The sequence below is a fragment of the Streptomyces sp. NPDC111606 genome (assembly GCF_055656945.1).
The window spans coordinates 171,992-194,652 of the sequence record NZ_JBVKBY010000008.1 but is presented as its reverse complement, the minus strand read 5'-3'; the positions used below and the strand labels follow the sequence as shown (position 1 = coordinate 194,652).

Below are 22,661 nucleotides of genomic sequence, written 5' to 3'. Positions count from 1 at the left end.
AAGTGGCGCTGTTCTGCGCCGCAATGAGCCGACTCATCGAGTTTGCCGGGCTACGTGCGTGTCCTGGGGTTCCAGTGCTGTACGGGGTGTCGTCGCTGGCATAGGGCGTGACGGCCCACATGCACATGTCTCTTTGCCCTACCGGTGGCGGTCTGCGCAAGCCGCCTGAGTGAGCCGACAACATGGGGCGGATATGTGGGCCAGCCCATCCGACGGGGGCCTGTGTACAGAACACAGGGGGAGGACAGGTAGCTCAGCGGGGCCTGAAGAACAGGCAACGCCACTTCCCATGGCTTGCGTTGTGCCCGCACACCTCCTCCAACGGCGCGGGAGCCTCGTCCGTTGCGCGCACCGCGAGTGTCACCCGATCAGGGCCCGGGCTGACATGGCTCGATGATTCCCTGATTGCGAGGATGCGCACGTCACGCACGTCGGGCCTGTCTGGTCCTCAGACCTGCGCCGGTCCGGACATGCGCGGGGTCGTACTCCTCGTGGGTGCCCTCCAGCCAGAGGTTGGCGTGGTTGGCCGGGGCGCCGTGGGCCGGGACCGGGCACCAACAGCCCATCGGCGTCCCGCTCACGGACGAGCGTGTTGAGCGCCGCGTACACCATGGTGATCCCCGGGCACGGGCCCCAGTGGGCGAGCTGCCTCGGCTTGATGTGTTCCGGCCACAGCGGCTCCCGTAGCAGCACGTTGCCGCGTAGGAAGATCACTGATGCGGCCATGTAGTCGGCCGCTCGCCGGTACGCCGCACCTTCCTCGGGTGCCGAGCTCATCCGGTGGGCCTCCGTTTCCTGCAAGGTCAGGCGGGTACCCGGCTGCCTCGGCACACGCGCCGAGCCGTTGCGGGCACAGCCGCGCGATGCGGTCCGGGACGGCGGGGAAGGAGCACCGTGTCGGCAGGAAACATCGGCCCTGTCCTGGTGGCCGCCGCAGGCTCGTCCAGCCTGAGGCTGACCGTGTTCGGCGACGACGGGCAGGTCCTGGCCGAACATCACAGCGCCTCCGCACCCGGCGAAGATGTGTCCGGCGCTCTGCGGCAACTGCTGGCTCAAACGCCATCGCCCGCTGCCGTGGGTCACCGCATCGTCCACGGCGGGCCCGGACTGCGCAGCCACGTCCTGGTCGACGACGAGGTCCGGGCCGCCCTCGGGAATGTGGCCGACCTGGCACCGCTGCACGTCCCGCCGGCCCTCACTGTCCTGGATGCCGCCCGGAACTTGCTACCCGACGTCCCGCACGCCGTCTGCTTCGACACCGTCTTCCACGCGGGCCTGCCCGCCGCCGCCCGCGAGTACGCGGTGCCCGCCACCTGGCGCGAGGAGTACGGGATGCGCCGCTACGGCTTCCACGGGCTGTCCTACGCCTGGGCACTCGGCCGGACGGCCGAGCTGCTAGGTCAGCGCCCCGAGCAGCTGCACCTGGTGATCGCCCACCTCGGCGGCGGCTGCTCCGCCTGTGCGGTGCGCAACGGGACCAGCGTCGACACCACCATGGGCTTCACACCGCTGGAGGGGCTGGTGATGAGCCACCGCAGCGGAAGTGTGGACCCCGGCGCCCTGACCTGGCTGCAGACGCGGCACCGTCTGTCCGCTGAGGACATCGAGGACGTACTGAATCACCATTCCGGTCTGCTCGGCCTCTCCGGCACCTCCGACGACACTCGCGACCTCGTCCGCAGCCGGGCAGCGGGCGACGAGCGCGCCGCTCTTGCCCTGGACGTCTTCACTCATCATTGTCGTCGCGGCATTGCTGCGATGGCCGCGTCCCTCGGCCGGCTCGACGCCTTGGTCTTCACCGGGGAGATCGGCGAAGACCAGCCCGAGGTCCGCGAAGAGGTATGCACCCGGCTCACCGCCCTCGGCCTGACCGGCGGACTGCGCACGCCTGACGACGCGAGCCGTCCGGCGATCGTCAGCGGGCGGGGGGCGGTAATACCGATCGTGGTCGTACCCACCGGAGAGGCCCAGCAGATCGACCACGAGACCCGAACCCTTCTCCGCGGCCCGTGAGGCGCAAGCGGGCCTTCCGTCGCGCCTCGTCGCGTTCGTAGGAGAAGTGCGAGAAGGTCGTGACCGGCCGGGACCGCACCGCTACCGCTCGCTCCTACGGGCTCGGCGCGCAGTGAAGCCGTTTCCCATCCCGTCAGCCCACGTGCGCAGGGCGATGTCGGCGGGAGGGCGATGTCGGCGGGAGGCCGCGAGTGCATGGGTAGCAGCGTTGCAAGGCGTGTGTCGGCGGGCTCCGGCAGCCAGCTGAAACGCTGCGCCGGCCCCTCGGGTCTCCGCGATCAGCGCCCCTGCCCGCCCAGGATGATCTTCCAGACGCGCGTTGCCACCTGCAGATTGAGCCGGGTGTCCACATCCGCCAGGTCGCGGTCGGTGATCTCGCGGATGCGCTGCAGCCGGTAGCGCAGGGTGCTGCGGTGGACGGTCAGCATGGCGGCCGCATCGTCGTAGTTGCCTCCGCAGTCGAAGTAGCGCGAGAGCGTCTCCACCAACTCCGTGTCGTGCCCTGCGTCATAGTCGATCAGCTGGCCGAGCCACTCTCGTACGAAGCCTTCGAGCTCCCGGAGATCGTTTCCGGGCCCCAGGATCCGGTACAGCCCGAGGTCGTCGAAGAACGTCGTTCCGGTGTGTTGGCGGGAGTTCTGCCGCACCTCCAGGGCCCGCAGTGCCTCCTGATAACAGCGGGGAATGCCGTCCGGGGCGTCGCAGCGGGTGCTCACCCCGATCGCTCCGTCGGGCGTCCCCAGCTCATGGGCCAGCGCCGCGTACACGGCGTCGTCGGGCCTCGCTTCGGTCAGCAGGACCATCCGGTCGCCGCGACGGGTGATCAGCGGCCGGGTCGCCGTAGTGGCCGTCGCTTGCTCGACGGCACGGATGAAGGAGCTGGTCGCGGCGTTGCCCTGCCAGTGCACCACGACCACGTAGTGAGTACGTTGCAGGTCGTGGCCGACGGCTTCGGCCCGGGCATTGGCGCTCGTCTCGTCAGTGCCCTCCAACAGGTCGTCGATGAGCTGGCGGCGCAGCCGCAGTTCAACCTCCGTGAGTTCGCGCATATGTACGAGCTCCTGGGCGAGCGACTGCTGGGCGTGATCCAAGGTGAACATGGTGTGCTCGTCGGCCGTCGCCTCGGGGTCCTCGATGGCGAGTACGCCGAGGACGTCGCCGCGCGGCCGGGCCAGGGCGATCAGCCGGTCCTTGACTCTGACCGGGCCCGCTTCGTGCGTGACCTGGCTCAGCATCTCTTCCTGGGAGGTCGAGGACCGTACCGGATAGGGGTCGGGCCGGTCGGGACCGGCCCAGGATCTCAGGTTGCCGAACTGGTCCTCGATGAGCGCCGACAGCCCGGTGAGCTCGTACAGCGCTTGGGTGATGGCGTCCTCGCCGCCGCCCCGGGCAGCGACACGGGTGAGGGTCTCGTGCACGGTGTTCTGCAGGTGCAGCTCGGAGCGCACTGTGTCCAGCTGCTCCAGTGCGGTGTCCCGTTCGGTGCGGAGGCGGCTCCGTTCGCCGGCGTTGTCGTGCTGCGGGGCGCGCGTGACCGTCAGTGACAGGGCCGCTGATGTGAGCTCCACGAGGGTCGAGAGGAGGAAGTGCCCCTGGTCATCGGGCTCGGAGTGAGAGGAGACTACGAGGTAGCCGAGCAGACCGCCGGCCCCGCGCAGGCCGAACGCCCAGGTCCAGGACCGCTCTGGAACGGATACGGAACCGTCAGCCTCGCCCAACTCCTTCATCCTCGTATCGTCGACCGTTGGCGCTCCCACGTCGTGGTCGGGGACGCGGGACAAACCGTCGTCCGTCGCGAGGTATCCGGCCTCGGCGTGGTAGGGACCAAGGGCACTGACGTGGCGCATGGCCAACCGCACGATCTCGCTCTGCTCCGCGCAGGTGAGCAGGGTGTGGGACAGCATCAGCAGCCCGTGTGGATCCAGCGCCGCGAGCGGACGGGGGTCGTACCGTTCGGTGCTCGGGTGGCGGGTCATCTTCTGGTCGGAGACGTAAGGGGAATGCCTCCGTGACGGATGGGAGGCCATGGTGTCACTCCGTTCTCCTCCGGTCATCGGAGGTGATCGAGTGAGTTTTGGGATCCACGCCGGTGCGAGCCCCGCGTACCCAACCTAGGCACGGTCAACCGGCTTGTCAGGATTTGGCCTTGTTCTCGTGGACCGACCGACCGCGTCGATTTCTGACCTGCCGGGCGCAGGCGAAGCGCGCTGCTCCCTTGCAACTCTGGGGCTTGTCAGGGATCACCGGGCGCACCGGTGGTCGTGGCAGGAAGGACTGGCTGATGAACGAGCAGGCCCGCAGGACCATCGCCTCGTACACGGCCTACCAGGAGGCGGAACGCGCCGTCGATCATCTGTCCGATCACGGTTTTCCCGTCGAGAGGGTGGCCATCATCGGGCAGGACGTGCGCCTGGTCGAGCAGGTGACCGGCCGCATGGGATACGGCGGGGCCGCGCTGCAGGGCGCGGCGAGCGGCGCCCTGCCCGGCGCACTGATCGGGTGGATCTTCGGGCTGCTGAACTGGCTGGACCCGGTCGTGTCGGGACTGCTCCTCGCCTTGTACGGGCTGGTTTTCGGAGCACTCGTCGGCGCTCTCTTCGGCCTGCTGGTGCACGCGGCCCAGCGTGGCCGCCGGGACTTCGCCTCGGTGAGCTTCATGCAGCCCAGCCGGTACGACGTCGTCGCGGATGAAGCGGTCGCCGACGAGGCGGTGCAGATGCTGGCCGAGCTGCCCAGCTGGACCGGCACCACTACAAGCAGCGGCGCTTGGAAGAGCAGCCGCCCGCGGAGCGGTCCCGCCGTCACCTGAGCGAGTGCGGAAGACCGGGCGTGACTCCGAGGCGAACGGGGCCGCCCGTCGCGGAAGGAGTTCCTCATGGCCAAGGCAGTAGGCATCGACCTGGGCACCACGAACTCGGTGATCGCAGTCTGGGAGGGCGGCGAGTCGGCGGTCGTTCCCAACAGCGAGGGCAACCGCACGACGCCGTCCGTGGTGGCCTTCACCGACACCGGCGAGCGCCTGGTGGGCCAGCTGGCCCGCCGCCAGTCGATTCTCAACCCCAAGGGCACCATCTACTCGGCCAAGCGGTTCATCGGCCGGCACTTCGACGAGATCTCCGATGAGGCCAAGGCCGTCGCGTACGACGTGGTCGAGGGAGACGGCGGCGCCGCCCGCTTCAAGGTGCGCGACAAGCTCTACGCGCCTGAGGAGATCAGCGCGCAGGTGCTGCGCAAGCTCGCCGACGACGCCTCCAAGCAGCTGGGAGAACGGGTCACGGAGGCGGTCATCACGGTGCCCGCCTACTTCAACGACGCCCAGCGCACCGCCACCAAGGACGCCGGACGGATCGCCGGCCTGGAAGTGCTGCGGATCATCAACGAGCCGACTGCGGCCGCCCTCGCCTACGGCATGGACAAGAAGCAGCACGAGACGGTGCTCGTCTTCGACCTGGGCGGCGGCACCTTCGACGTCAGCATCCTCGACGTCGGCGACGGCGTGGTGGAAGTGCGGTCCACGGCGGGCGACAGCCATCTGGGCGGCGACGACTTCGACCGCCGGCTGGTCGACCAGCTCGCCGACGGCTTCCAGAAGGAGAACGGCATCGACCTGCGCCAGGACCCACAGGCCCTGCAACGCCTGTTCGAGGCCGCCGAGAAGGCCAAAACCGAGCTCAGCTCGGTGACCCAGACGCAGGTCAGCCTGCCGTTCATCACGGCCGACGCCTCCGGGCCCAAGCATCTGACCACGACGATCATGCGGTCCACGTTCGAGCAGATCACCGGCGACCTGGTGGAGCGCTGCCTGGGCCCGGTGCGGCAGGCCATGGACGACGCCAAGGTCAGTGACAGCGACATCGACGAGGTCATCCTCGTAGGCGGCTCCACCCGCATCCCCGCCGTCCAGGCCCTGGTGCGCAGGCTGACCGGCGGCAAGGAACCCAACATGAGCGTCAACCCCGACGAGGTCGTGGCGATGGGCGCCGCGATCCAGGCCGGGGTCCTCAAGGGCGAGGTCAAGGACGTCCTGCTGCTCGACGTCACCCCGTTGTCGCTGGGCGTGGAAACGCGCGGCGGCGTGATGACGAAGATCATCGAGCGGAACACCACCATCCCGGTGCGACGCTCCGAGACCTTCTCCACCGCCGAGGACAACCAGCCCGCCGTCGACGTCGTCGTCCTGCAGGGCGAGCGTGAGAGGGCCGCCGACAACCGGGTCCTGGGTCGCTTCCAGCTCACCGACATCCGCCCCGCACCGCGCGGAGAGCCGCAGATCGAGGTCATCTTCGACATCGACGCCAACGGCATCCTCAACGTCACCGCGCGGGACAAGGACACCGGCAAGGAACAGGGCATCACCATCAGCGAGAGCTCCAACCTCGACCGCACCGAGGTCGAGCGGATGGTCCAGGAGGCCGAGCGCAACCGCGGTGAGGACCAGGCACTGCGCGAGGCAGTCGACGCCCGCAACGAACTGGACGCCATCGCCTACCAGGTCGAAAAGCGCCTCGGCGAGCTCGGCGACGCCGCGCCCACACACGAGAAGGCCCGCGCCGAGATGCTGGTGACCGAAGCCCGCGAGGCGGTCAAGAACGAGGCCGACGCGGACAAGGTCCGGCCGCTGACGTCCGAACTCCAGCAGATCTTCGCGGGGCTCGCAGCCCACCAGGCGGGAGCCGCCGCGGGCGGTCCGGCGGGCACCGGCTCACCGGACGGATCCGGTCCCGGCGAGGCCGCGCAGGGCGGCGCCGGGGACGACGACGATGTGATCGACGCCGAGTTCGACAAGGGCTGAGGTGCCCGCCATGCCCATCCCACCCCGAGACCGAGAGCCCGACCCGTCGCCCAACGGCGCCGTACAGCCGCCGCGCGGGGACCTTGAGCAGTCCGGACCGCCCGCCGAGGAGGCCGAGCCGGGGCCCGACGCCGCAACCGCCACCGCCGCACCCGAGGACGAATACGCGGCCGCGCTGCGTGAGGCCGAGGACCGCTGGCGCCGCACCCTGGCCGACCTCGACAACCTGCGCAAACGCCACGCCAGGGAGCTGGAGCGGGAGGCCGCGGCCGAACGCGCCCGTACGGCAGCGGCCTTCCTGCCCGTCATCGACAACCTGGAACTTGCCCTGAGCCACGCGACCGCCGACCCCCACGCGATTGTCGAAGGTGTCCGGGCCGTGCGCGACCAGGCCGTAAACGTCCTGGAGCGGCTGGGCTACCCGCGCCACGCAGAGACGGGCGTGTCGTTCGACCCGGCCCGGCACGAGGTGGTCGGCGTGGTCCAGGATTCCGACGCCGACCCGAACACCGTGGTCCAGGTGCTGCGACCCGGTTACGGGGAGGCCGAGCGGCAGCTGCGGCCTGCCGCCGTGACCGTCGCCAAACGGGAGTGACCCTCCATGGCACGCGACTTCTACGAGGTGCTCGGCGTTGCGCGCACCGCCGACCCGGACGAGATCCAGCGGGCCTACCGCACCCTGGCCCGCAGGTACCACCCCGACGTTAACAAGGACCCCCAGGCAGAGGAGCGGTTCAAGGAGATCAATGAGGCCTTCAGCGTCCTGTCCGATCCGGACCAGCGAGCCCGGTACGACCGCTTCGGCGAGGACTTCCGGAAGATCCCGGAGGACTGGGAGGAGCGGGTCGCCGCCGGCGCCGGAGCCGGCAGCGGCTTCCGGGGGACCAGCGGCGGCGGCCCCCGGGTGCGGTACTCCACGGCAGGCTTCGGGGGAGAGGGGGTCGACGTCGAGGATCTGTTCGGCTCGCTGTTCGGCGGCGCCGGGCGGATGCGCGTGCCCGGCGCCGACCAGGAGGCCGAACTACCGCTCACCGTCGAGGAGGCCTACCGGGGCGGCCGCCGTACGGTCACCCTCGCCGGACCCGCCGGGCAGCGGAGCTACCAGGTCGACGTGCCGCCCGGCACCACCGACGGGCAGCGCATCCGGCTGGCCGGGGAAGGCGGGCGCGGGAGCGGCGACGATGCTCCCTCCGGGGACCTGTACCTGAGGGTGCGGATCCAGCCGCACCCCGAGTTCCGCCTCGACGGCCGGGACGTCCACGTGAGGCTTCCGGTCACCCCGTGGGAGGCGGCGCTGGGCGCGACCGTGCCGGTGCCCACGCCGAGCGGCGCCACGGCGAAGGTGACCGTGCCCGCCGGGTCCTCCAGCGGACGGCGCCTGCGGTTGCGTGGCGAGGGCATGCCGGGCCCGCGCGGCGCGAACGGTGACCTGTACGCAGAGCTGCGGATCATGGTGCCGCCCCGGCTGAGCGATCGGGAGCGCGAGTTGCTGGAGGAACTTGCGGCTACATCCTCGTTCGACCCCAGGAGGACCTGATGAGCGACCGACCGGCCGAGCCCCGCCCGTCCCGCGCACGCACGCACGAGGTGGGCGCGCAGTACGCGATCGTGCCCGTGCCCAGGCTCTCCCTGGTGACCGTGGCCCGCCGCTCAGGCCTCCATCCCGACCTGATCCGTCGGTTCGTCGCCCTCGGACTGGTGGACGCCGACCGTGACGCCTCCGGAAGGCTGGTGTTCGCCCCCACTGCCCCGGCCGCCCTGGCCCGTGTCCAGCGGCTGCGCACCGGGCTGTGCCTGAACTACGCATCCCTCGGTCTGGTGCTCGACCTGCTCGACCGCATCAGCTTGCTCGAAGCCGCGCTGCGGCGTGCAGGCGTGAGGAGTGATCTACCACCATGGACATGAACCGCCTGACCCAGAAGTCCCAGGAAGCCCTGCAGGAGGCCCAGAGCGCCGCCGGCCGCCTGGGCCACACCGAGGTCGACGGCGAGCATCTGCTGCTCGGCCTCCTCGACCAGGACGAGGGCCTGATCCCGCGGCTGCTGCAGCAGACGGGCACCGAGCCCGAGGAGTTGCGCGCGGCCGTACGCGAGGAGCTCTCCCGTCGGCCCAAGGTGACCGGCCCCGGCGCGGAACCGGGCCAGGTCTTCGTCACCCAGCGCCTGGCCCGGCTGCTGGACGCGGCGGAGCGGGAGGCCAAACGCCTCAAGGACGAGTACGTGTCCGTGGAACACCTGCTGCTGGCCCTGGCCGAGGAGGGCTCGGCGACCGCAGCCGGGCGCCTGCTGAAGGAGCACGGCGTGACCCGGGATTCCTTCCTCGGCGCGCTCACCCAGGTCCGCGGCAACCAGCGCGTCACCTCCGCCAACCCCGAAGTGGCCTACGAGGCTCTGGAGAAGTACGGTCGCGACCTGGTCCTCGAGGCTCGGTCCGGGCGGCTGGACCCGGTCATCGGCCGTGACGCGGAGATCCGCCGCGTCACCCAGATTCTCAGCCGCAAGACCAAGAACAACCCCGTCCTCATCGGCGACCCCGGCGTCGGCAAGACCGCCATCGTAGAGGGACTCGCCCAGCGCATCGTTCGCGGCGACGTCCCCGAGGGCCTGCGCGACAAGACCGTGTTCGCCCTCGACATGGGCTCGCTCGTGGCAGGCGCCAAGTACCGCGGCGAGTTCGAGGAACGCCTCAAGGCCGTGCTGAGCGAGGTAAAGGCCGCCGAGGGGCGGATCCTGCTCTTCGTCGACGAGTTGCACACGGTCGTCGGCGCGGGCGCCGCCGAGGGCGCCATGGACGCGGGCAACATGCTCAAGCCGATGCTGGCACGCGGCGAACTGCACATGATCGGCGCGACCACCCTGGACGAGTACCGCAAGCACATCGAGAAGGACGCCGCCCTCGAACGCCGCTTCCAGCAGGTACTGGTCGACGAACCCAGCCTGGAGGACACCATCTCCATCCTGCGCGGGCTGCGTGAACGCCTGGAGGTCTTCCACGGTGTCAAGATCCAGGACACCGCGCTGGTCGCGGCTGCGACGCTCTCCCACCGCTACATCACCGACCGGTTCCTGCCCGACAAGGCCATCGACCTCGTCGACGAGGCGTGCGCCCGGCTGCGTACGGAGATCGACTCCATGCCGGCCGAACTCGACGAGATCACCCGCCGCGTCACCCGCCTGGAGATCGAGGAAGCCGCCCTGTCCAAGGAGACCGACCCCGCCAGCAAGGCCCGCCTGGAGGAGCTGCGCAAGGAACTGGCCGACCTGCGCGGCGAGGCCGACGCCAAACACGCCCAGTGGGAGGCCGAACGGCAGGCGATCCGCCGCGTGCAGGAACTGCGCCAGGAACTGGAACAGGTCCGCCACGAGGCGGAGGAGGCAGAACGCGCCTACGACCTCAACCGCGCCGCCGAACTCCGCTACGGCCGCCTCCAGGACCTGGAGCGCCGACTCGCCGCAGAGGAGGACCAACTGGCCGCCAAACAAGGGCAGAACCGGCTGCTGCGCGAGGTGGTCACCGAGGAGGAGATCGCCGACATCGTCGCCGCCTGGACCGGCATCCCCGTCGCCCGCCTCCAGGAGGGGGAACGCGAGAAACTGCTGCGCCTCGACGAGATCCTGCGCGAGCGCGTCATCGGCCAGGACGAGGCCGTCAAGCTCGTCGCCGACGCCGTCATCCGCGCCCGCTCCGGCATCCGCGACCCGCGCCGCCCCATCGGCTCGTTCATCTTCCTCGGCCCCACCGGCGTCGGGAAGACCGAGCTGGCCAAGACCCTCGCCCGTGCCCTGTTTGACTCCGAGGAGAACATGGTCCGGCTCGACATGAGCGAGTACCAGGAGCGGCACACCGTCAGCCGGCTCATGGGGGCCCCGCCCGGATACGTCGGCTACGAGGAGGGCGGCCAACTCACCGAGGCCGTACGCCGCAAGCCGTACTCGGTCGTGCTCTTCGACGAGATCGAGAAGGCGCACACCGATGTGTTCAACACCCTGCTGCAGATCCTCGATGACGGCCGCATCACCGATGCCCAGGGCCGCACCGTCGACTTCCGCAACACCGTGATCATCATGACGTCCAACATCGGCTCCGAGCACCTCCTCGACGGCGCCACCGCCGAGGGTGAGATCAAGCCGGACGCCCGCGCCCTGGTGATGGGCGAGCTGCGCGGACACTTCCGCCCGGAGTTCCTCAACCGCGTCGACGACATCGTGCTGTTCAAGCCGCTCGGCGAGTCCCAGATCGAGAGGATCGTGGAGCTGCAGTTCGACGAACTGCGCAGCCGCCTCGCCGAACGCCGCATCACCGTCGAACTCACCGACGCCGCCCGGGAGGTGATCGCCCACCAGGGCTACGACCCGGTGTACGGAGCCCGGCCGCTGCGGCGCTACATCTCCCACGAGGTCGAAACCCTCGTCGGGCGCGCCCTGCTGCGCGGCGACGTCCAGGACGGCGCCACGGTCCGCATCGACGCCCAGCACGCAGAGCTGGTTGTCACCTACGACCAGCCCGAGGACGTGACGGGAGCGAGGGCGGCATGAGTACCGTGCAAGCCACCAACGTCACCTGCCCGCACTGCGGGCGCACCAACCGGGTACCCGTGGTGGCCGAGGGCCGCCCCAGGTGCGGCAACTGCAAGCAGCCACTGCCGTGGATGGCCGACGCGGGCGACGACGACTTCACCGAGGTCGTCGAGCAGGCCACCGTGCCCGTCGTCGTCGACCTGTGGGCCACCTGGTGCGGCCCCTGCCGCATGGTGAGCCCAGCGCTGGAGAAGGTCGCCGCCGATCTCGCGGGAAAGATCAAGCTGGTCAAGGTCGACATCGACAAGAACCCGCGCCTGGCGCAGCGGTTCGAGGTCCAGGCGGTACCGACGCTGCTGGTCCTCGACAAAGGACAGACCATCGCCCGACAGGCGGGTGCCGCACCTGCCCCTGCCCTGCGGCAGTGGGTGGAGCACTCGATCGCGGGCCACGAACCGGCCGGGAAAGGGTGATCGGCCATGACCGTAGGAACAGACCCACACCTCGCCCTCGTACGCCCCGTCACTCCGCGCGCCCCTGGGTGCGAGGAATGCCTGGCCACACGTTCCCCCTGGGTCCACCTCAGGCTCTGCCTGACCTGCGGCCACGTCGGCTGCTGCGATTCCTCGCCGAACCGGCACGCCCGCCGTCACGCAGCCGCCGACGCCCATCCGATCGTGGCGTCGCTGGAGCCCGGCGAGGACTGGCGGTGGTGCTTCGTCCACGAGGCGCTCGTGTGATGCCCGGCGACGAGACGCGGCCGGGCACAGCGCCGGTGCCGGACGAGGCGGAGGAGAGCGTCCCCTTCGAGACCCCCGACCTCTACGGCGCCTATCCCCGTCTGCCGGACGACCAGATGGCCCGCCTGGCGCAGCACGGCCAGAACCGCGCGGTTGACGCCGGTGACGTCCTGATCCGGGAGGGGGAACGGTGCGAGGCGTTCTACGTCGTCCTCAGTGGCTCGGTCGCCATCGTCGAGGGCTACGGCACACCCGGCGAACGCCTGCTGCGTGTCCACGGCCCTGGCCGCTTCATCGGCGAACTCGGCCTCCTGAACGGACAGGTGGCTTTCTACACCGCCGTGGTCAGGGACCCCGGCGAGATCCTCGCCCTGTCCATGGATCAGCTGCGTGACCTGGTGACCCAGGACTCCATCCTCGGTGATGTGGTGCTGCGCGCCTGCCTGGGCCGCCGTGCTCTGCTCGTCGGGCAGGGCGCCGGCTTCCGCATCATCGGCTCGCGCTATTCGCCCGACACCCGGCGGCTGCGCGAGTTCGCCGCCCGCAACCGGCTGCCGCACCGCTGGATCGATCTGGAGACGGACGAGGAGGCCGAGGCGCTGCTGCGCCGCTTCGCGGTCGGTCCGGAGCAGACGCCGCTGGTGATCTGGCGGGACACGACACTGCTGCGCAATCCGAGCAACGCCGAACTGGCCCGGTTGATCGGCTTGCCGCCCCTGCCATCGGGCAACGGCCGCGGCGATCTCCTCATCGTCGGCTCCGGTCCGGCCGGTCTCGCCGCCGCGGTGAACGCCGCCTCGGAAGGCCTCGGCACGACCGTGGTCGAGGCGATGGCCACCGGCGGCCAGGCCGGGACCTCCTCTCGCATCGACAACTGCTTCGGCTTCCCCTCCGGCATATCCGGCGCCGAACTCACCGAGCGGGCTGTCCTCCAGGCGGGCAAGTTCGGCGCCCGGATCAGCGTCCCGGCGGAGGCGGCCCGGCTCGAACGGCGGGACGGCCACTACGCCGTCAGGTTCGCCGACGGCAGCGAGATCACCGCCCGTACCGTTGTCCTGGCCACCGGCGCCCACTACCGCCGCCTCCATGTGCCCGGCATCGAGCCGTTGGAGGGCGCGAGTGTCCACTACTCGGCGACCGTCTACGAGGCCCAGCAGTGCCGTACCGACCCGGTGGCGGTCGTCGGCGGCGGCAACTCCGCGGGTCAGGCGGTGCTCTTCCTGGCCGGGTACGCACCGCAGGTGTATCTGCTCGTCCGTGGGCCGAGCCTCGAGGCGCACATGTCCCGCTACCTGATCGATCAGATCGAGCGCCACCCGCGGGTGCACGTGCTGCTGCACACCGAGATGACCGAGGCACTCGGCGACAACGCGCTGGAGGCGGTCACCGTGGTCGACCACCGCACGGGCGAGCACCACCGCCTCGCGGTGCGGGCCCTGTTCGTCTTCACCGGCGCCGACCCCCACACCGAGTGGCTGTCCGGCGCGCTCGCCCTCGACGCGCGCGGCTTCGTGCTCACCGGCGCGGAGGCGCAGGCCTGCTCCGCTCCCGAACTGTGGCAGAGCCAGGGCCGCGACTGCCTGACATTGGAGACCAGCCTGCCTGGCGTCTTCGCCGCCGGCGACGTCCGCAGCGGCTCGGTGAAGCGCGTGGCCTCCGCGGTCGGCGAAGGCGCGATGAGCATCCACTTCGTGCACCGCTACCTGGACCACACGGCCGCGCCCGGTGGCACCGACAGTTCCTCGCGTACCCGTCCGAAGGAGTCCGCTTGGCTCGCATGACACCCAGCGGGCGACGAGATCACGAGAAGGAGAAGGAGGCGATGGGCATGACCGCGCCCGTCCGGCGTCACCGCGGTGGCGCAATGCAGGGCAGCCCCGTTGGCTGGGCACGCAATCCGCTGACGGAGTTCGACCAACTGCTCAGCGAGATGAGCGGACTGATGGAATCCACGGTGACAGGCACTGCGCCCGCAGTCGCGTGGACGCCCCTGGCGGATGTCACGGAGTCCGACGACGCCTTCCACGTCGAGATTGAACTCCCCGGCGTCAAGAGCAAGGACATCAACGTCGAAGCGAACGGCCAGGAGCTGGTGGTCACCGGAGAGATCAAGGAGAAGGAACGCAAAGGCGTCCTGCGCCGGAGCACCCGCCGCACCGGATCCTTCGAGTACCGGCTGCGGCTGCCCGGAGAGCTCGACACCGAAAAGATCAATGCGCAGATGTCGGACGGGGTGCTCAACATCACCGTCCCCAAGGCCGAGGTCGCAAAGCCCCGGCACATCGAGATCAGCGAGACGAGTGAAAGCACCGAGAACAAGGGCTGAGACGCGAACGCCGCGGTTCCGGGCACCCATCCGGCACCGCGGCCGGCCGGCGAGGCTCGACACCCGGGGGTGACTCATGAACCACGTCCCCTGTCAGAACCCCTCACGGCGGCGGAGACTCGGCACGCGGCTCCCCACCGGCGTCCTTTCGGCGCCGCAGACGCCAGGCGCGCAGCAGCCGAAGGGGGAGCAGGCCAAGCGGTGCTCGCCGGCCCATGTCCGCCTGGTCCTCGCGGTCGAATGCCCGTGCGTAACGCTCGGCGTCCTGGACGGTCGGGTATCGCTTGCTGCCCTCCGCTCCGCACCCACGCGCGCAGCGCCAGAGCATCGTGTCGCCCTCATGGAGAAAGCGAAAACGGTGTCCCAGAAGGCGGCAGCGCAGCACAGAAGACCACCCTATGCGGACCAGGCCATACCGGCCTGTTCTTCCGGCGACAGCCCGTGGCCCTGAACGAGGAGGCACGGCATGACCACCACAGCCGAGCTCGGTGTCGTCACGACCAAGGTCCCCGCCCGGCTTGACCGGCTACCGTGGTCCCGATTCCATTGGCGGATCGTCATCGGTCTGGGAACCGTCTGGATTCTGGACGGACTCGAAGTGACGATCGTCGGGGCGGTCGCCGCCCGTATGACCGAGCCGGGCAGCGGCATCAACCTGACCAGCGCCGACATAGGCACTGCCGCGGCCATCTACGTGGCAGGCGCATGTGCGGGCGCTCTCCTGTTCGGGAGGCTCACCGACCGCTACGGGCGTAAGAAGCTGTTCATGCTCACGCTCGGCATCTATATCCTCGCTACCGTCGCGACCGCGTTCGCCCACGACGCCTGGTACCTCTACCTCGCCCGCTTCATCACCGGTATGGGCATCGGCGGAGAGTATGCCGCGATCAACTCGGCCATCGACGAGCTGATTCCGGCCCGTAACCGCGGGCAGGTGGATCTGGCCATCAACGGCAGCTACTGGGTCGGTGCGGCGATCGGCAGCCTGGTCGCCGTGCTGCTGCTCAACGAGAGTCTGCTGGCAGCCGACCTCGGCTGGCGGCTGGCCTTCGGCCTCGGCGGCATCCTGGGCCTGGGCATCATGCTGGTACGCCGCCATGTGCCGGAGAGTCCGCGATGGCTGTTCATCCACGGGCATGAAGACGAGGCTGAACGCATCGTCGACCGGATCGAGGCCCAGGTGCACCAAGAGACCGGCCGTGAGCTGCCGGAGCCGGGCGAGGCGGTCACCGTACGACAGCGCGACGTCATCCCATTCAGGGAGATCGCCGGCGTGGCTCTGCGGCGGTACCCGCGTCGCGCCGTTCTCGGTCTGGCACTCTTCGTCGGACAGGCGTTCCTGTACAACGCGATCGTCTTCGACCTGGGCACGATCCTGAACGGCTTCTTCGACATAGGCTCCGGCTCGATCCCCTACTTCCTTGCCCTCTTCGCGATCGCCAACTTCCTCGGACCACTCCTTCTCGGCCGACTGTTCGACACCGTCGGCAGAAAGCCGATGATCGCGGGCACCTACTTCGGCTCGGCAGTCGTGGCAGCCGTCCTCGCCGTCCTGCTGATCAACGGCTCCCTGACGACTTGGTGGTTCTTCCTGCTGGTCTCGCTGACCTTCTTCGTGGCGTCCGCGGGAGCGAGCTCGGCCTACCTGACGGTGAGCGAGGTCTTCCCCATGGAGACCCGAGCCCTGTCCATCTCGCTGTTCTTCGCGATCGGCACGGCCGTGGGCGGAATCACCGGCCCACTGCTGTTCGGCCACTTGATTCACACGGGCGATGCCAACCTGGTGGCCATCGGTTTCCTCGTCGGAGCGGCAGCCATGGCGCTGGGCGGGCTCGCCGAGGTCTTCTTCGGTGTCAGGGCCGAACAACAGTCCCTGGAGAACATCGCCCGTCCGCTTACCGCTGAGGAAACCGAGGCGGACTGGCGCAACGAGCCCGCGCCACAGGACGCACGAGACCGCCTCCGGCCCGCGCACGTCCGGCAGGCCGAGCACGAGCGGGAACTGCGTATCGCCGACCGCACCGCCCGCCGCCGGGAGCGGGAGCGCACCGGAGCCCGCCGCTATCGCCCAGGCACCGGACCGGGCAGCACCATGTACTCGCCGGGGATGGCCGGCACCGCGGGCACGGCAAGCCGTACGTCCGCCATGGCCGAACAACGCCTCGACAACGAGATCGAACAGATCACCCACGCGCTCCAAGAAGCCGGCCCGACGAGCCGCGACCGACTCGAACAGGCCGTCGGCGGACGTTCCTGGGGCCCGGGTCGCTTCCGCCGTGCCCTGCGTGAATCCGTGCGGGAGTCCCGGGCCAAGGGCCTCGCGGACGGCAGCTACGCGACGACGGACGGACCCGCACGGCCCGACAGCCCACCGGCCGACCCCCATGACCAGCGGTGACCGGGGCAGAAGGAGGCAGCGATGAAGTACGACGGATTCCTTGCCCGTGTACGCGAGCGAGGCGAATACAGCGACCAGGACGAAGCCGCGGACGTCACCAACGCCGTGCTGGAAGTGCTGGCCCAACGGATCAGCCCGGGAGAGGTCAAGGACCTCGCATCCCAGCTGCCCGGCCCGCTGGGACAAGTTCTGGAACATGCCACGCCGCAGCAGGCGCAGAGCTTCGGGATCGAAGAGTTCTACCGCCGGGTCGCCGAGCGCACCAATGCCCGGCCGCGTACGGCGCAGTGGGACGCCAGCGCGGTCCTGACGACCGTTGCCGACGCTGTCACCGGGGGAGAGCTGAATCAGATCATCAGCCAACTCCCCTCCAGTTACGCGGTCCTGTTCGGCAAGGCCGACCTCGCGGACTGAGCCCGTGAGCGCCCAGAACGAAAGGTCCACGAAAATGGTTGATACAGGTTTCGCCTCGTTCGACACCATGGTGGACAAGGCCAATCGGCTCCTCAAAGACGTCGAGGAGGCCTTCGAATGGCCCAGAGACCGCCGCAAGCAGTCGTACGCGGCACTTCGGGCCGTGCTGCACCCGCTCCGGGATCGTCTCCCGGTCGAGACAGCCGTACAGTTCGGTGCCCAGCTGCCGACCATCGTCAGGGGCATCTACTACGACGGCTGGAAGCCGGCCGAGACGCCCGTGAAGATGAGCAACGAGGAGTTCTTTGCACGGGTTCGGAGCGAATTCCCCTATGCGGTCGAGGGCGGCAGCGAGAAGCTGGTGCGCACCGTACTGAAATCCCTGGAACGCCATGTGAGCGCTGGCGAATGGCAGCACCTCAAATCCCGGGTGCCGAACTCGTTTGCCGCGCTCCTGCCGTGATTCGGGCGGAGGAGGTCTCGAGTGCCGCCCAGCCCGCCGAGCAGGCCTGCCTGGCCCCGGCCGTCCCAACACCCAGGTCTCGGGTGGTTGTCGAGCGCGCTGATCGTCGAGAGTCGGGGGGCCCGGCCACCGCAGAACCCAAGCCTCCGGCAGCATCCGTCGGAAAGCAGGGCGCCGCTGCGGCCAACGACCTGCAGCCCGTCGCCTGAGGCGCCGCGCCTGCGCGGTCTGGCGCTGCGGATAGTTGCGGTCACGGTTCAGGGGGCTGCCACTCGAACATCAAAATCGTGGCATCGTCGCTGAGTTTGTCGTGCCGATGCTCGAGGATGGCATGGATGAGCAGGCGCAGCACTTCCGGGGCGCTCTGCCCCGCTGCGGTCGACCGGATGATGTAGTCGGTGAAGCGCTCCAGGCCGAACTCTTCGCCTGCATCATCGCGTGACTCCACGACGCCGTCTGAGTAGAGCAGTATTCGGTCACCGGGTTCGAGGCTGACGTCGTGCACCTGACGGGCGGTCCCGGCGAGACTGGCGGGCAGACCCAAAGGGGGCTCAGGTGCCCGCTCCAAGGCCTTGTGGAGCAGGCGATGGCGACGGATGAGCAACGGAGGCGGGTGGCCGCAGTTGCACCAGCGCAGCACCCCGGTGGGCATGTGCAACTGGGTGAAGATACCCGTGCAGAACTGGTCCGGAAGCCACTTCGCCAGCGCCTCGTCCACGGTGCCCGCGAGTTCGTTCAGGTCTGCCCCGCTGCGCCGGGAGTTACGGCAGCCTGCCATGGCGACAGACGTGGCAAGTCCGGACGCCAGGTTGTGCCCCATGCCGTCAAGGATTGTGGCGTGCAGAACGTCCTCGGTGAACGCATGGTCGAAAGCATCGCCGCCCAGTTCGTACGCAGGCTCCAGAACCGCCGTCGAAACGACCCGCCCGGTCCCGATCGACCGGGGAGGGAGAAAAGCCCTCACCATCTCCGTGGGCAGGTGCATCGGCCTGGTACGCATGCGCTGCGCGATGGTGTCGCTGTAGGTGCGCTTGGATGTGATGATCAGTGCGAGGAGCAGCGCCGTCGTTCGACAGCGCCGCAGCTTGTGCCCGTCCAGGGTGCTCAAGTTCAGTTCAACGACGCCCAGCCGCTCCGCCCCGTCGGCCAGGGGCAGCCAGACGTCCATCCCGCCGGAGGGGCCTTCTTCCACTCGGAGAGAGTCGGTGCGGTAGGCCCATCCGGCCAGTGAAGTGTCGAGGTCCAGTTCTGGCTTGCCTTCGACAAGCGGCACCAGCAGTCTCTGCTGGATGTCGACCAGATAGATAGCGGCCCTGCCCAGACCCATGGCCTCGGCATACCGGTTCAGGACCACGGGCAGTTCCGCAGGTGATGCCAGCTGGGCTGCTCTGACCAACTCCTCCAGCAGCCGCTCCCCGGACCCGACGGACACGTTCCTGTCCATGCCTTCGATGATCCCCGCGAGGTGGAGCCGCCACAATCTGAGCCCTCCGACACCCGAGATGTGGGTCGATCAGCCTGGCGGGCTGGGGCCCCTGGCGGATCGGTCGGGAATCGGGATCGGGTTCGGCTGACACCAGCAGGTCGGGATCGTGCGGATCCCCGCAAGCCGCACAGCGGTCCGCTCCAGCAGCCGACGGGTGCCCGCCGCGGTCTCGGTCGGCTCACCGACCAGATGCGTCAGCCGCCCCACAGGCTGGTTGCCCATCATCCGTCAGGCGGTTGCGCTCCACCGCAGGACGATCTCGACGTGGACGCGGCGCTGCAGCGGGCTCTGGACCTCCTGCCGCTGCTGGCTGGCGGAGGCACGCGACCGGTCTCAGCAACACCCTGGACGTGGACGAGGCCCTGCGACGGCTGAGCAGGATCGTTGAGGCAGCCGCGGAAGCAGAGCGCGCTGAAGCTGTTTGGCCCATGGCCTGCTCCGCCTGGTCCGGTCGCCACTCACAGGAGGAGGTCGAAGACGGCTCGAGCCTCGCCCCAGTGCTGGGTCTGGGGGTTCTTCAGGTCGGGGTGGAGGATCTTGAAGCTTTGAGCAAGGGCCAGGCTGAGTCCACCGATGATGTCCGGATAGGCCGCCTCGGTCTCCTCGTCGGGCGTGCGGTCCAGAGCGGGGTGGGTGGCGAGCTGTTCCAGGATCGGCTTGAGTTCTACTTCCTGGTCGATCTTCCGGAAGTGGTGAATGCTCTCCTGCAGGCCTTTCGTGATCGGTAGGTCACAGGTCCGGATGACGTCGCGCCCGTTGGCCTTGGCAGTGGCCTGGGCGACGGTCAGCAGATCGTAGAGCTTGGCGTCGACGAAGTCGCTGTAGCGCTTGAGATCGTTCTTGTCGACGTCCAGCCCCCCGGCCGCGCGGAAGAACCTTTCGAACCTGGCGATGGACATCACGGTCATGACGGCAACCTCCGGCTGCGGGCGTCGGGTGGCTCCCGGCCCCCTGGGGCTTCCCCGTCAGCCTGGCCGACGGGGGTGCGCGAACGCATGCGCATACCGGGCCCAATTAGCCTCCCTGTATTGCCCTGCCAGGCCCAGGCGTCCGACTGCCCGGGGAGTCGGACGGGCGTGCGGATCGACAGCAGCGTGTACACCGCGTCGCCGAGCTGCCACGTAAGGGGGGTGTCCCCCCAGATATAGCTGCTTATGAGGCCGAGCCGCGGTGGCAAACACGCCAGGGACCGCTCGGGAGATGCCGGTGGACAGCGCCCGGGCCCGGTTGACGCGGACCATCCCGCCTACCAGCCGATCCGACGCCAGCAGGACGTAGTGCTGTGCCTCGCAGCCGTTCTGGATTTGGTGGTCGGTGGCGCGGAGCGCGGTGCGTGCCGGGGTGATGCCTGAGCGGGTCTTCGCGCTGGCGGACGCGATCGCGGCCGGTGCTGGGAAGACGAGGAGATCCGGCCGTACCGTCTGCACCTGCAGGCGGAGGCCAGCGTGTCACGCGGCACCGACGTTACCTCGGCGGCGTCTGTGGGCACTTGGGAGCGCGGGGCAGCCGACGAGGAGGGTCCAGTCATGCGGGTGTCGCAGGGCGTTACGGTCGTGGCTCTCCTGGCGGATCCGGACGCGCCGACGGAGGTCGCGCAGCGCATGGCCCGGACACTTTCAGCTCGGCTCGCCGACAAGTCGGGCCAGGGGCGACGGTTCGACGTCGAGGTGGTCAGTGAGCCCATCACCTCAGGGACGGAGGACCCGCCCACCTTGATGCGCCGGATCATGGACCGCGGGAGTGCGGAGAACTGGGACATCGTCGTGGCCCTCACCGACCTTCCGCTGCACTCACACGGGCGCAGGCTCGCTGTGAATCTGAATCACGAACACGGCTTGGCGCTGCTCTCTCTTCCTTCACTGGGAGGCCTGCGGCTGCAGACGAGGGCCCGGCGGGCCGTCGAAGAAGCCGTGCTTGGCTTGACGGCTCCGCAAACCACTGGAGCTGAAGGACCTCCACGAAGTCAGCCGCTTCTGGGGCCCTTCGTCAATCGTCTCGCGCCTATTCAGCCGGGCCCAACCGGTGAGAAGGAGACCGACGATCTTCGGTACGTCGTCAGCGGGCCGCGCGGTTACCTGCGAGTGCTCGCCGGTATGGTCCGCGCCAACCGGCCGTGGCGGTTGGTGCCGGGCTTGTCGAAAGCCCTGGCGGCCGCACTCGCCACGGGAGCAGTCGCCACCGTGAACTCCACCGTCTGGACCCTGGCCGCGTCCCTCAGCACGCCACGCCTCGTGATTGCCACGGTCGGATCTGTCGCGATCATGATCGGCTGGCTGATCATAGACGCGGAGCTGTGGCATCGATCAACAGAGAGCTCGCCGGAGGCGAGGCAGAGGGCGCGGCTGTACAACGCCTCGACGGTCGTGACCGTGGGTATCGGGGTGCTCGTCTGCTACGTGGGCTTGATGGTCATCAACTGGGTGTGGGCGCTGTTCATCCTCAACGACCAAGCGTTCGCTTCCGTGACCCGAACCCCACTGGACGCCGAGGAGTACTTGACGCTGTCCTGGTTCGTCGCTTCGGTCGCCACCGTGGGCGGCGCGCTGGGATCAGGCTTGGAGAGCGACGATGCGATCCGGGCAGCCGCCTACTCCAAGCGCGAACAGGAACGTCGTCACACGCTCCAAGACGACCACGGTGACCAGCCCTCGAAGTGAACCTATACCGGCACACACGGCTCCCGGGCGCGCGTGCGGCATCGCCGCTCACCGAATAGCAGGCGTACCGGCGGTTCGGCTCACGCGGCGGTCCTTCGGACTAGCCCCACGCCCGCGCCCCTCGCCCGCGGGCACAGAAGTGGGCTGAAGGACCTCGCGGCTACAAGTAAGCCGCACGCCCCTGGAAGGGGATGTCGGCTCCGCTCGAGAGGAGCAACGGGTGGGGCGGCCGTGGCTGCGGAAGGTGACGGATCACGACCCGCGCACCGAGGTGGGTGAGGGCTCCGGCGGCGGGGAGCGACGCGCCTCCTGAAGCGGGAAGTAGTCTCCCGGCCGCGTCGAGCGCCGCCACACGTACACCGCTGTCGCCATCACGAGGATCAGCCCCGCCAGGATGAGCAGTTCGATCCCCTCGGGGTTCCAGCGGAAGGACTTCTCCGCCTCGGCCGTCACGATGAGCACCTTGCGAATGCCGGCAATCAAGCCAACGACGAGGAACGGTTCCGCGTCGAGGGTCTGGTTCCTGATGGTGAGGCGGACGGTGTGGAGCAGCTCGGCCACGATGAACAGCACAAGGCCGTTGTCCAGGGCGGAGAGAACGACCGTCTCCTCGCGGTACGGCCCCTGGATCGACCCGATGACGTCTCGGACGACCCCGACGGTCAGAAGCCCCGCGAGCAGTACGAGAAGCGCCGCGACGACGAGATGGATGCCGTCCTCGATGAGCTGCAGGAGGCCCTGTACCCGGCCGCCCTCGATCTTCGGGAGAATGGGTCGCACATTCAGCATGCTAGGGGTCCCCCGGCCCGCAGGCGCGGCGTGCTGCCGAACGGGCGGATCCCTCCCTCTGCTGGC

Annotated in this window: 20 protein-coding genes; 15 read left to right on the top strand and 5 right to left on the bottom strand. The window is 69.1% G+C overall.

Going from position 1 to position 22,661, the window contains the following annotated elements; all coding sequences use genetic code 11:
- Positions 1 to 360 precede the first annotated feature (360 nt).
- The gene (locus ACZ7M7_RS27705) at positions 361 to 726 is read right to left on the bottom strand and encodes a phosphoketolase family protein (RefSeq protein ID WP_472121715.1); all 366 of its coding nucleotides are present in this window, start codon (positions 724 to 726) and stop codon (positions 361 to 363) included.
- Between the two features lie 168 nt (positions 727 to 894).
- Here ACZ7M7_RS27705 and ACZ7M7_RS27700 point away from each other — a divergent pair, with 168 nt between their 5' ends.
- A complete protein-coding gene (locus ACZ7M7_RS27700; RefSeq protein ID WP_472121239.1) occupies positions 895 to 2,013 on the top strand; it encodes an acetate/propionate family kinase in 1,119 nt (372 codons plus the stop codon).
- A 278-nt stretch (positions 2,014 to 2,291) separates the two neighbouring features.
- Here ACZ7M7_RS27700 and ACZ7M7_RS27695 read toward each other — a convergent pair whose 3' ends face one another.
- A complete protein-coding gene (locus ACZ7M7_RS27695; RefSeq protein WP_472121712.1) occupies positions 2,292 to 3,989 on the bottom strand; it encodes a PucR family transcriptional regulator in 1,698 nt (565 codons plus the stop codon).
- 305 nt (positions 3,990 to 4,294) lie between these two features.
- On the opposite strand from ACZ7M7_RS27695, the gene ACZ7M7_RS27690 reads away from it, so the two are divergent.
- The 13 genes from ACZ7M7_RS27690 to ACZ7M7_RS27630 all read left to right on the top strand — a co-directional run bounded on the left by ACZ7M7_RS27690 (position 4,295) and on the right by ACZ7M7_RS27630 (position 17,663).
- Positions 4,295 to 4,822: a YflT domain-containing protein gene (locus ACZ7M7_RS27690; protein ID WP_472121235.1), complete on the top strand. Its 528-nt coding sequence runs from the start codon at positions 4,295 to 4,297 to the stop codon at positions 4,820 to 4,822.
- Positions 4,823 to 4,888: 66 nt separating this feature from the next.
- Positions 4,889 to 6,805 (top strand): molecular chaperone DnaK, encoded by a 1,917-nt coding sequence (gene dnaK / locus ACZ7M7_RS27685; RefSeq protein WP_472121232.1) that lies wholly within the window; start codon positions 4,889 to 4,891, stop codon positions 6,803 to 6,805.
- A 10-nt stretch (positions 6,806 to 6,815) separates the two neighbouring features.
- Positions 6,816 to 7,400, top strand: coding sequence for a nucleotide exchange factor GrpE (locus tag ACZ7M7_RS27680; RefSeq protein ID WP_472121229.1), 585 nt, complete (start codon positions 6,816 to 6,818; stop codon positions 7,398 to 7,400).
- Positions 7,401 to 7,406: 6 nt separating this feature from the next.
- The gene (locus tag ACZ7M7_RS27675; protein ID WP_472121224.1) at positions 7,407 to 8,342 is read left to right on the top strand and encodes a DnaJ C-terminal domain-containing protein; all 936 of its coding nucleotides are present in this window, start codon (positions 7,407 to 7,409) and stop codon (positions 8,340 to 8,342) included.
- Positions 8,342 to 8,710 carry a chaperone modulator CbpM gene (locus ACZ7M7_RS27670; protein WP_472121220.1) on the top strand — a complete coding sequence of 123 codons (369 nt, stop codon included), beginning with the start codon at positions 8,342 to 8,344 and terminating at the stop codon, positions 8,708 to 8,710. The genes ACZ7M7_RS27675 and ACZ7M7_RS27670 overlap by 1 nt, the downstream gene beginning before the upstream one ends.
- Complete coding sequence (gene clpB, locus ACZ7M7_RS27665) at positions 8,701 to 11,340, top strand: ATP-dependent chaperone ClpB (RefSeq protein ID WP_472121216.1); 2,640 nt, start codon at positions 8,701 to 8,703, stop codon at positions 11,338 to 11,340. Before ACZ7M7_RS27670 ends, clpB begins: the two co-directional genes overlap by 10 nt.
- Entirely contained in the window at positions 11,337 to 11,795 is a 459-nt protein-coding gene (gene trxA / locus ACZ7M7_RS27660) for a thioredoxin (protein ID WP_472121210.1), read from the top strand. Before clpB ends, trxA begins: the two co-directional genes overlap by 4 nt.
- A 6-nt stretch (positions 11,796 to 11,801) precedes the next feature.
- Positions 11,802 to 12,062, top strand: coding sequence for a UBP-type zinc finger domain-containing protein (locus ACZ7M7_RS27655; protein WP_383626751.1), 261 nt, complete (start codon positions 11,802 to 11,804; stop codon positions 12,060 to 12,062).
- On the top strand, positions 12,062 to 13,843 hold the full coding sequence (locus ACZ7M7_RS27650; RefSeq protein WP_472121205.1) for an FAD-dependent oxidoreductase: 1,782 nt from the start codon (positions 12,062 to 12,064) through the stop codon (positions 13,841 to 13,843). Before ACZ7M7_RS27655 ends, ACZ7M7_RS27650 begins: the two co-directional genes overlap by 1 nt.
- Before the next feature lie 47 nt (positions 13,844 to 13,890).
- Positions 13,891 to 14,388: an Hsp20/alpha crystallin family protein gene (locus tag ACZ7M7_RS27645; protein WP_472121710.1), complete on the top strand. Its 498-nt coding sequence runs from the start codon at positions 13,891 to 13,893 to the stop codon at positions 14,386 to 14,388.
- Between the two features lie 466 nt (positions 14,389 to 14,854).
- A complete protein-coding gene (locus tag ACZ7M7_RS27640; protein ID WP_472121201.1) occupies positions 14,855 to 16,786 on the top strand; it encodes an MFS transporter in 1,932 nt (643 codons plus the stop codon).
- 21 nt (positions 16,787 to 16,807) lie between these two features.
- Positions 16,808 to 17,200, top strand: coding sequence for a DUF2267 domain-containing protein (locus ACZ7M7_RS27635; RefSeq protein ID WP_380849971.1), 393 nt, complete (start codon positions 16,808 to 16,810; stop codon positions 17,198 to 17,200).
- A 4-nt stretch (positions 17,201 to 17,204) separates the two neighbouring features.
- Positions 17,205 to 17,663, top strand: a complete 459-nt coding sequence (locus tag ACZ7M7_RS27630) for a DUF2267 domain-containing protein (protein WP_472121198.1) — start codon at positions 17,205 to 17,207, stop codon at positions 17,661 to 17,663.
- Between the two features lie 250 nt (positions 17,664 to 17,913).
- On the opposite strand, the gene ACZ7M7_RS27625 is transcribed toward ACZ7M7_RS27630, so the two are convergent.
- Both ACZ7M7_RS27625 and ACZ7M7_RS27620 read right to left on the bottom strand, forming a co-directional pair.
- Positions 17,914 to 19,107: a PP2C family protein-serine/threonine phosphatase gene (locus tag ACZ7M7_RS27625; protein WP_472121195.1), complete on the bottom strand. Its 1,194-nt coding sequence runs from the start codon at positions 19,105 to 19,107 to the stop codon at positions 17,914 to 17,916.
- 500 nt (positions 19,108 to 19,607) lie between these two features.
- A complete protein-coding gene (locus ACZ7M7_RS27620) occupies positions 19,608 to 20,057 on the bottom strand; it encodes a DUF1931 family protein (protein WP_383407191.1) in 450 nt (149 codons plus the stop codon).
- Between the two features lie 618 nt (positions 20,058 to 20,675).
- On the opposite strand from ACZ7M7_RS27620, the gene ACZ7M7_RS27615 reads away from it, so the two are divergent.
- Entirely contained in the window at positions 20,676 to 21,806 is a 1,131-nt protein-coding gene (locus tag ACZ7M7_RS27615; RefSeq protein ID WP_472121191.1) for a hypothetical protein, read from the top strand.
- A 252-nt stretch (positions 21,807 to 22,058) separates the two neighbouring features.
- Here ACZ7M7_RS27615 and ACZ7M7_RS27610 read toward each other — a convergent pair whose 3' ends face one another.
- Entirely contained in the window at positions 22,059 to 22,595 is a 537-nt protein-coding gene (locus ACZ7M7_RS27610; RefSeq protein ID WP_472121188.1) for a phosphate-starvation-inducible PsiE family protein, read from the bottom strand.
- Between the last annotated feature and the right edge of the window lie 66 nt (positions 22,596 to 22,661).

Coding starts and splice junctions, on each gene's coding strand:
- ACZ7M7_RS27695 (WP_472121712.1), bottom strand. CDS start 3,989: ATGACCCGCCACCCGAGCACCGAACGGTACGACCCCCGTCCGCTCGCG.
- ACZ7M7_RS27615 (WP_472121191.1), top strand. CDS start 20,676: ATGCGGGTGTCGCAGGGCGTTACGGTCGTGGCTCTCCTGGCGGATCCG.
- ACZ7M7_RS27650 (WP_472121205.1), top strand. CDS start 12,062: ATGCCCGGCGACGAGACGCGGCCGGGCACAGCGCCGGTGCCGGACGAG.
- dnaK (WP_472121232.1), top strand. CDS start 4,889: ATGGCCAAGGCAGTAGGCATCGACCTGGGCACCACGAACTCGGTGATC.
- ACZ7M7_RS27640 (WP_472121201.1), top strand. CDS start 14,855: ATGACCACCACAGCCGAGCTCGGTGTCGTCACGACCAAGGTCCCCGCC.
- ACZ7M7_RS27655 (WP_383626751.1), top strand. CDS start 11,802: ATGACCGTAGGAACAGACCCACACCTCGCCCTCGTACGCCCCGTCACT.
- ACZ7M7_RS27625 (WP_472121195.1), bottom strand. CDS start 19,107: ATGGACAGGAACGTGTCCGTCGGGTCCGGGGAGCGGCTGCTGGAGGAG.
- ACZ7M7_RS27620 (WP_383407191.1), bottom strand. CDS start 20,057: ATGACCGTGATGTCCATCGCCAGGTTCGAAAGGTTCTTCCGCGCGGCC.
- ACZ7M7_RS27680 (WP_472121229.1), top strand. CDS start 6,816: ATGCCCATCCCACCCCGAGACCGAGAGCCCGACCCGTCGCCCAACGGC.
- trxA (WP_472121210.1), top strand. CDS start 11,337: ATGAGTACCGTGCAAGCCACCAACGTCACCTGCCCGCACTGCGGGCGC.
- ACZ7M7_RS27610 (WP_472121188.1), bottom strand. CDS start 22,595: ATGCTGAATGTGCGACCCATTCTCCCGAAGATCGAGGGCGGCCGGGTA.
- ACZ7M7_RS27670 (WP_472121220.1), top strand. CDS start 8,342: ATGAGCGACCGACCGGCCGAGCCCCGCCCGTCCCGCGCACGCACGCAC.
- ACZ7M7_RS27675 (WP_472121224.1), top strand. CDS start 7,407: ATGGCACGCGACTTCTACGAGGTGCTCGGCGTTGCGCGCACCGCCGAC.
- ACZ7M7_RS27690 (WP_472121235.1), top strand. CDS start 4,295: ATGAACGAGCAGGCCCGCAGGACCATCGCCTCGTACACGGCCTACCAG.
- ACZ7M7_RS27635 (WP_380849971.1), top strand. CDS start 16,808: ATGAAGTACGACGGATTCCTTGCCCGTGTACGCGAGCGAGGCGAATAC.
- ACZ7M7_RS27705 (WP_472121715.1), bottom strand. CDS start 726: ATGGCCGCATCAGTGATCTTCCTACGCGGCAACGTGCTGCTACGGGAG.
- ACZ7M7_RS27645 (WP_472121710.1), top strand. CDS start 13,891: ATGACCGCGCCCGTCCGGCGTCACCGCGGTGGCGCAATGCAGGGCAGC.
- clpB (WP_472121216.1), top strand. CDS start 8,701: ATGGACATGAACCGCCTGACCCAGAAGTCCCAGGAAGCCCTGCAGGAG.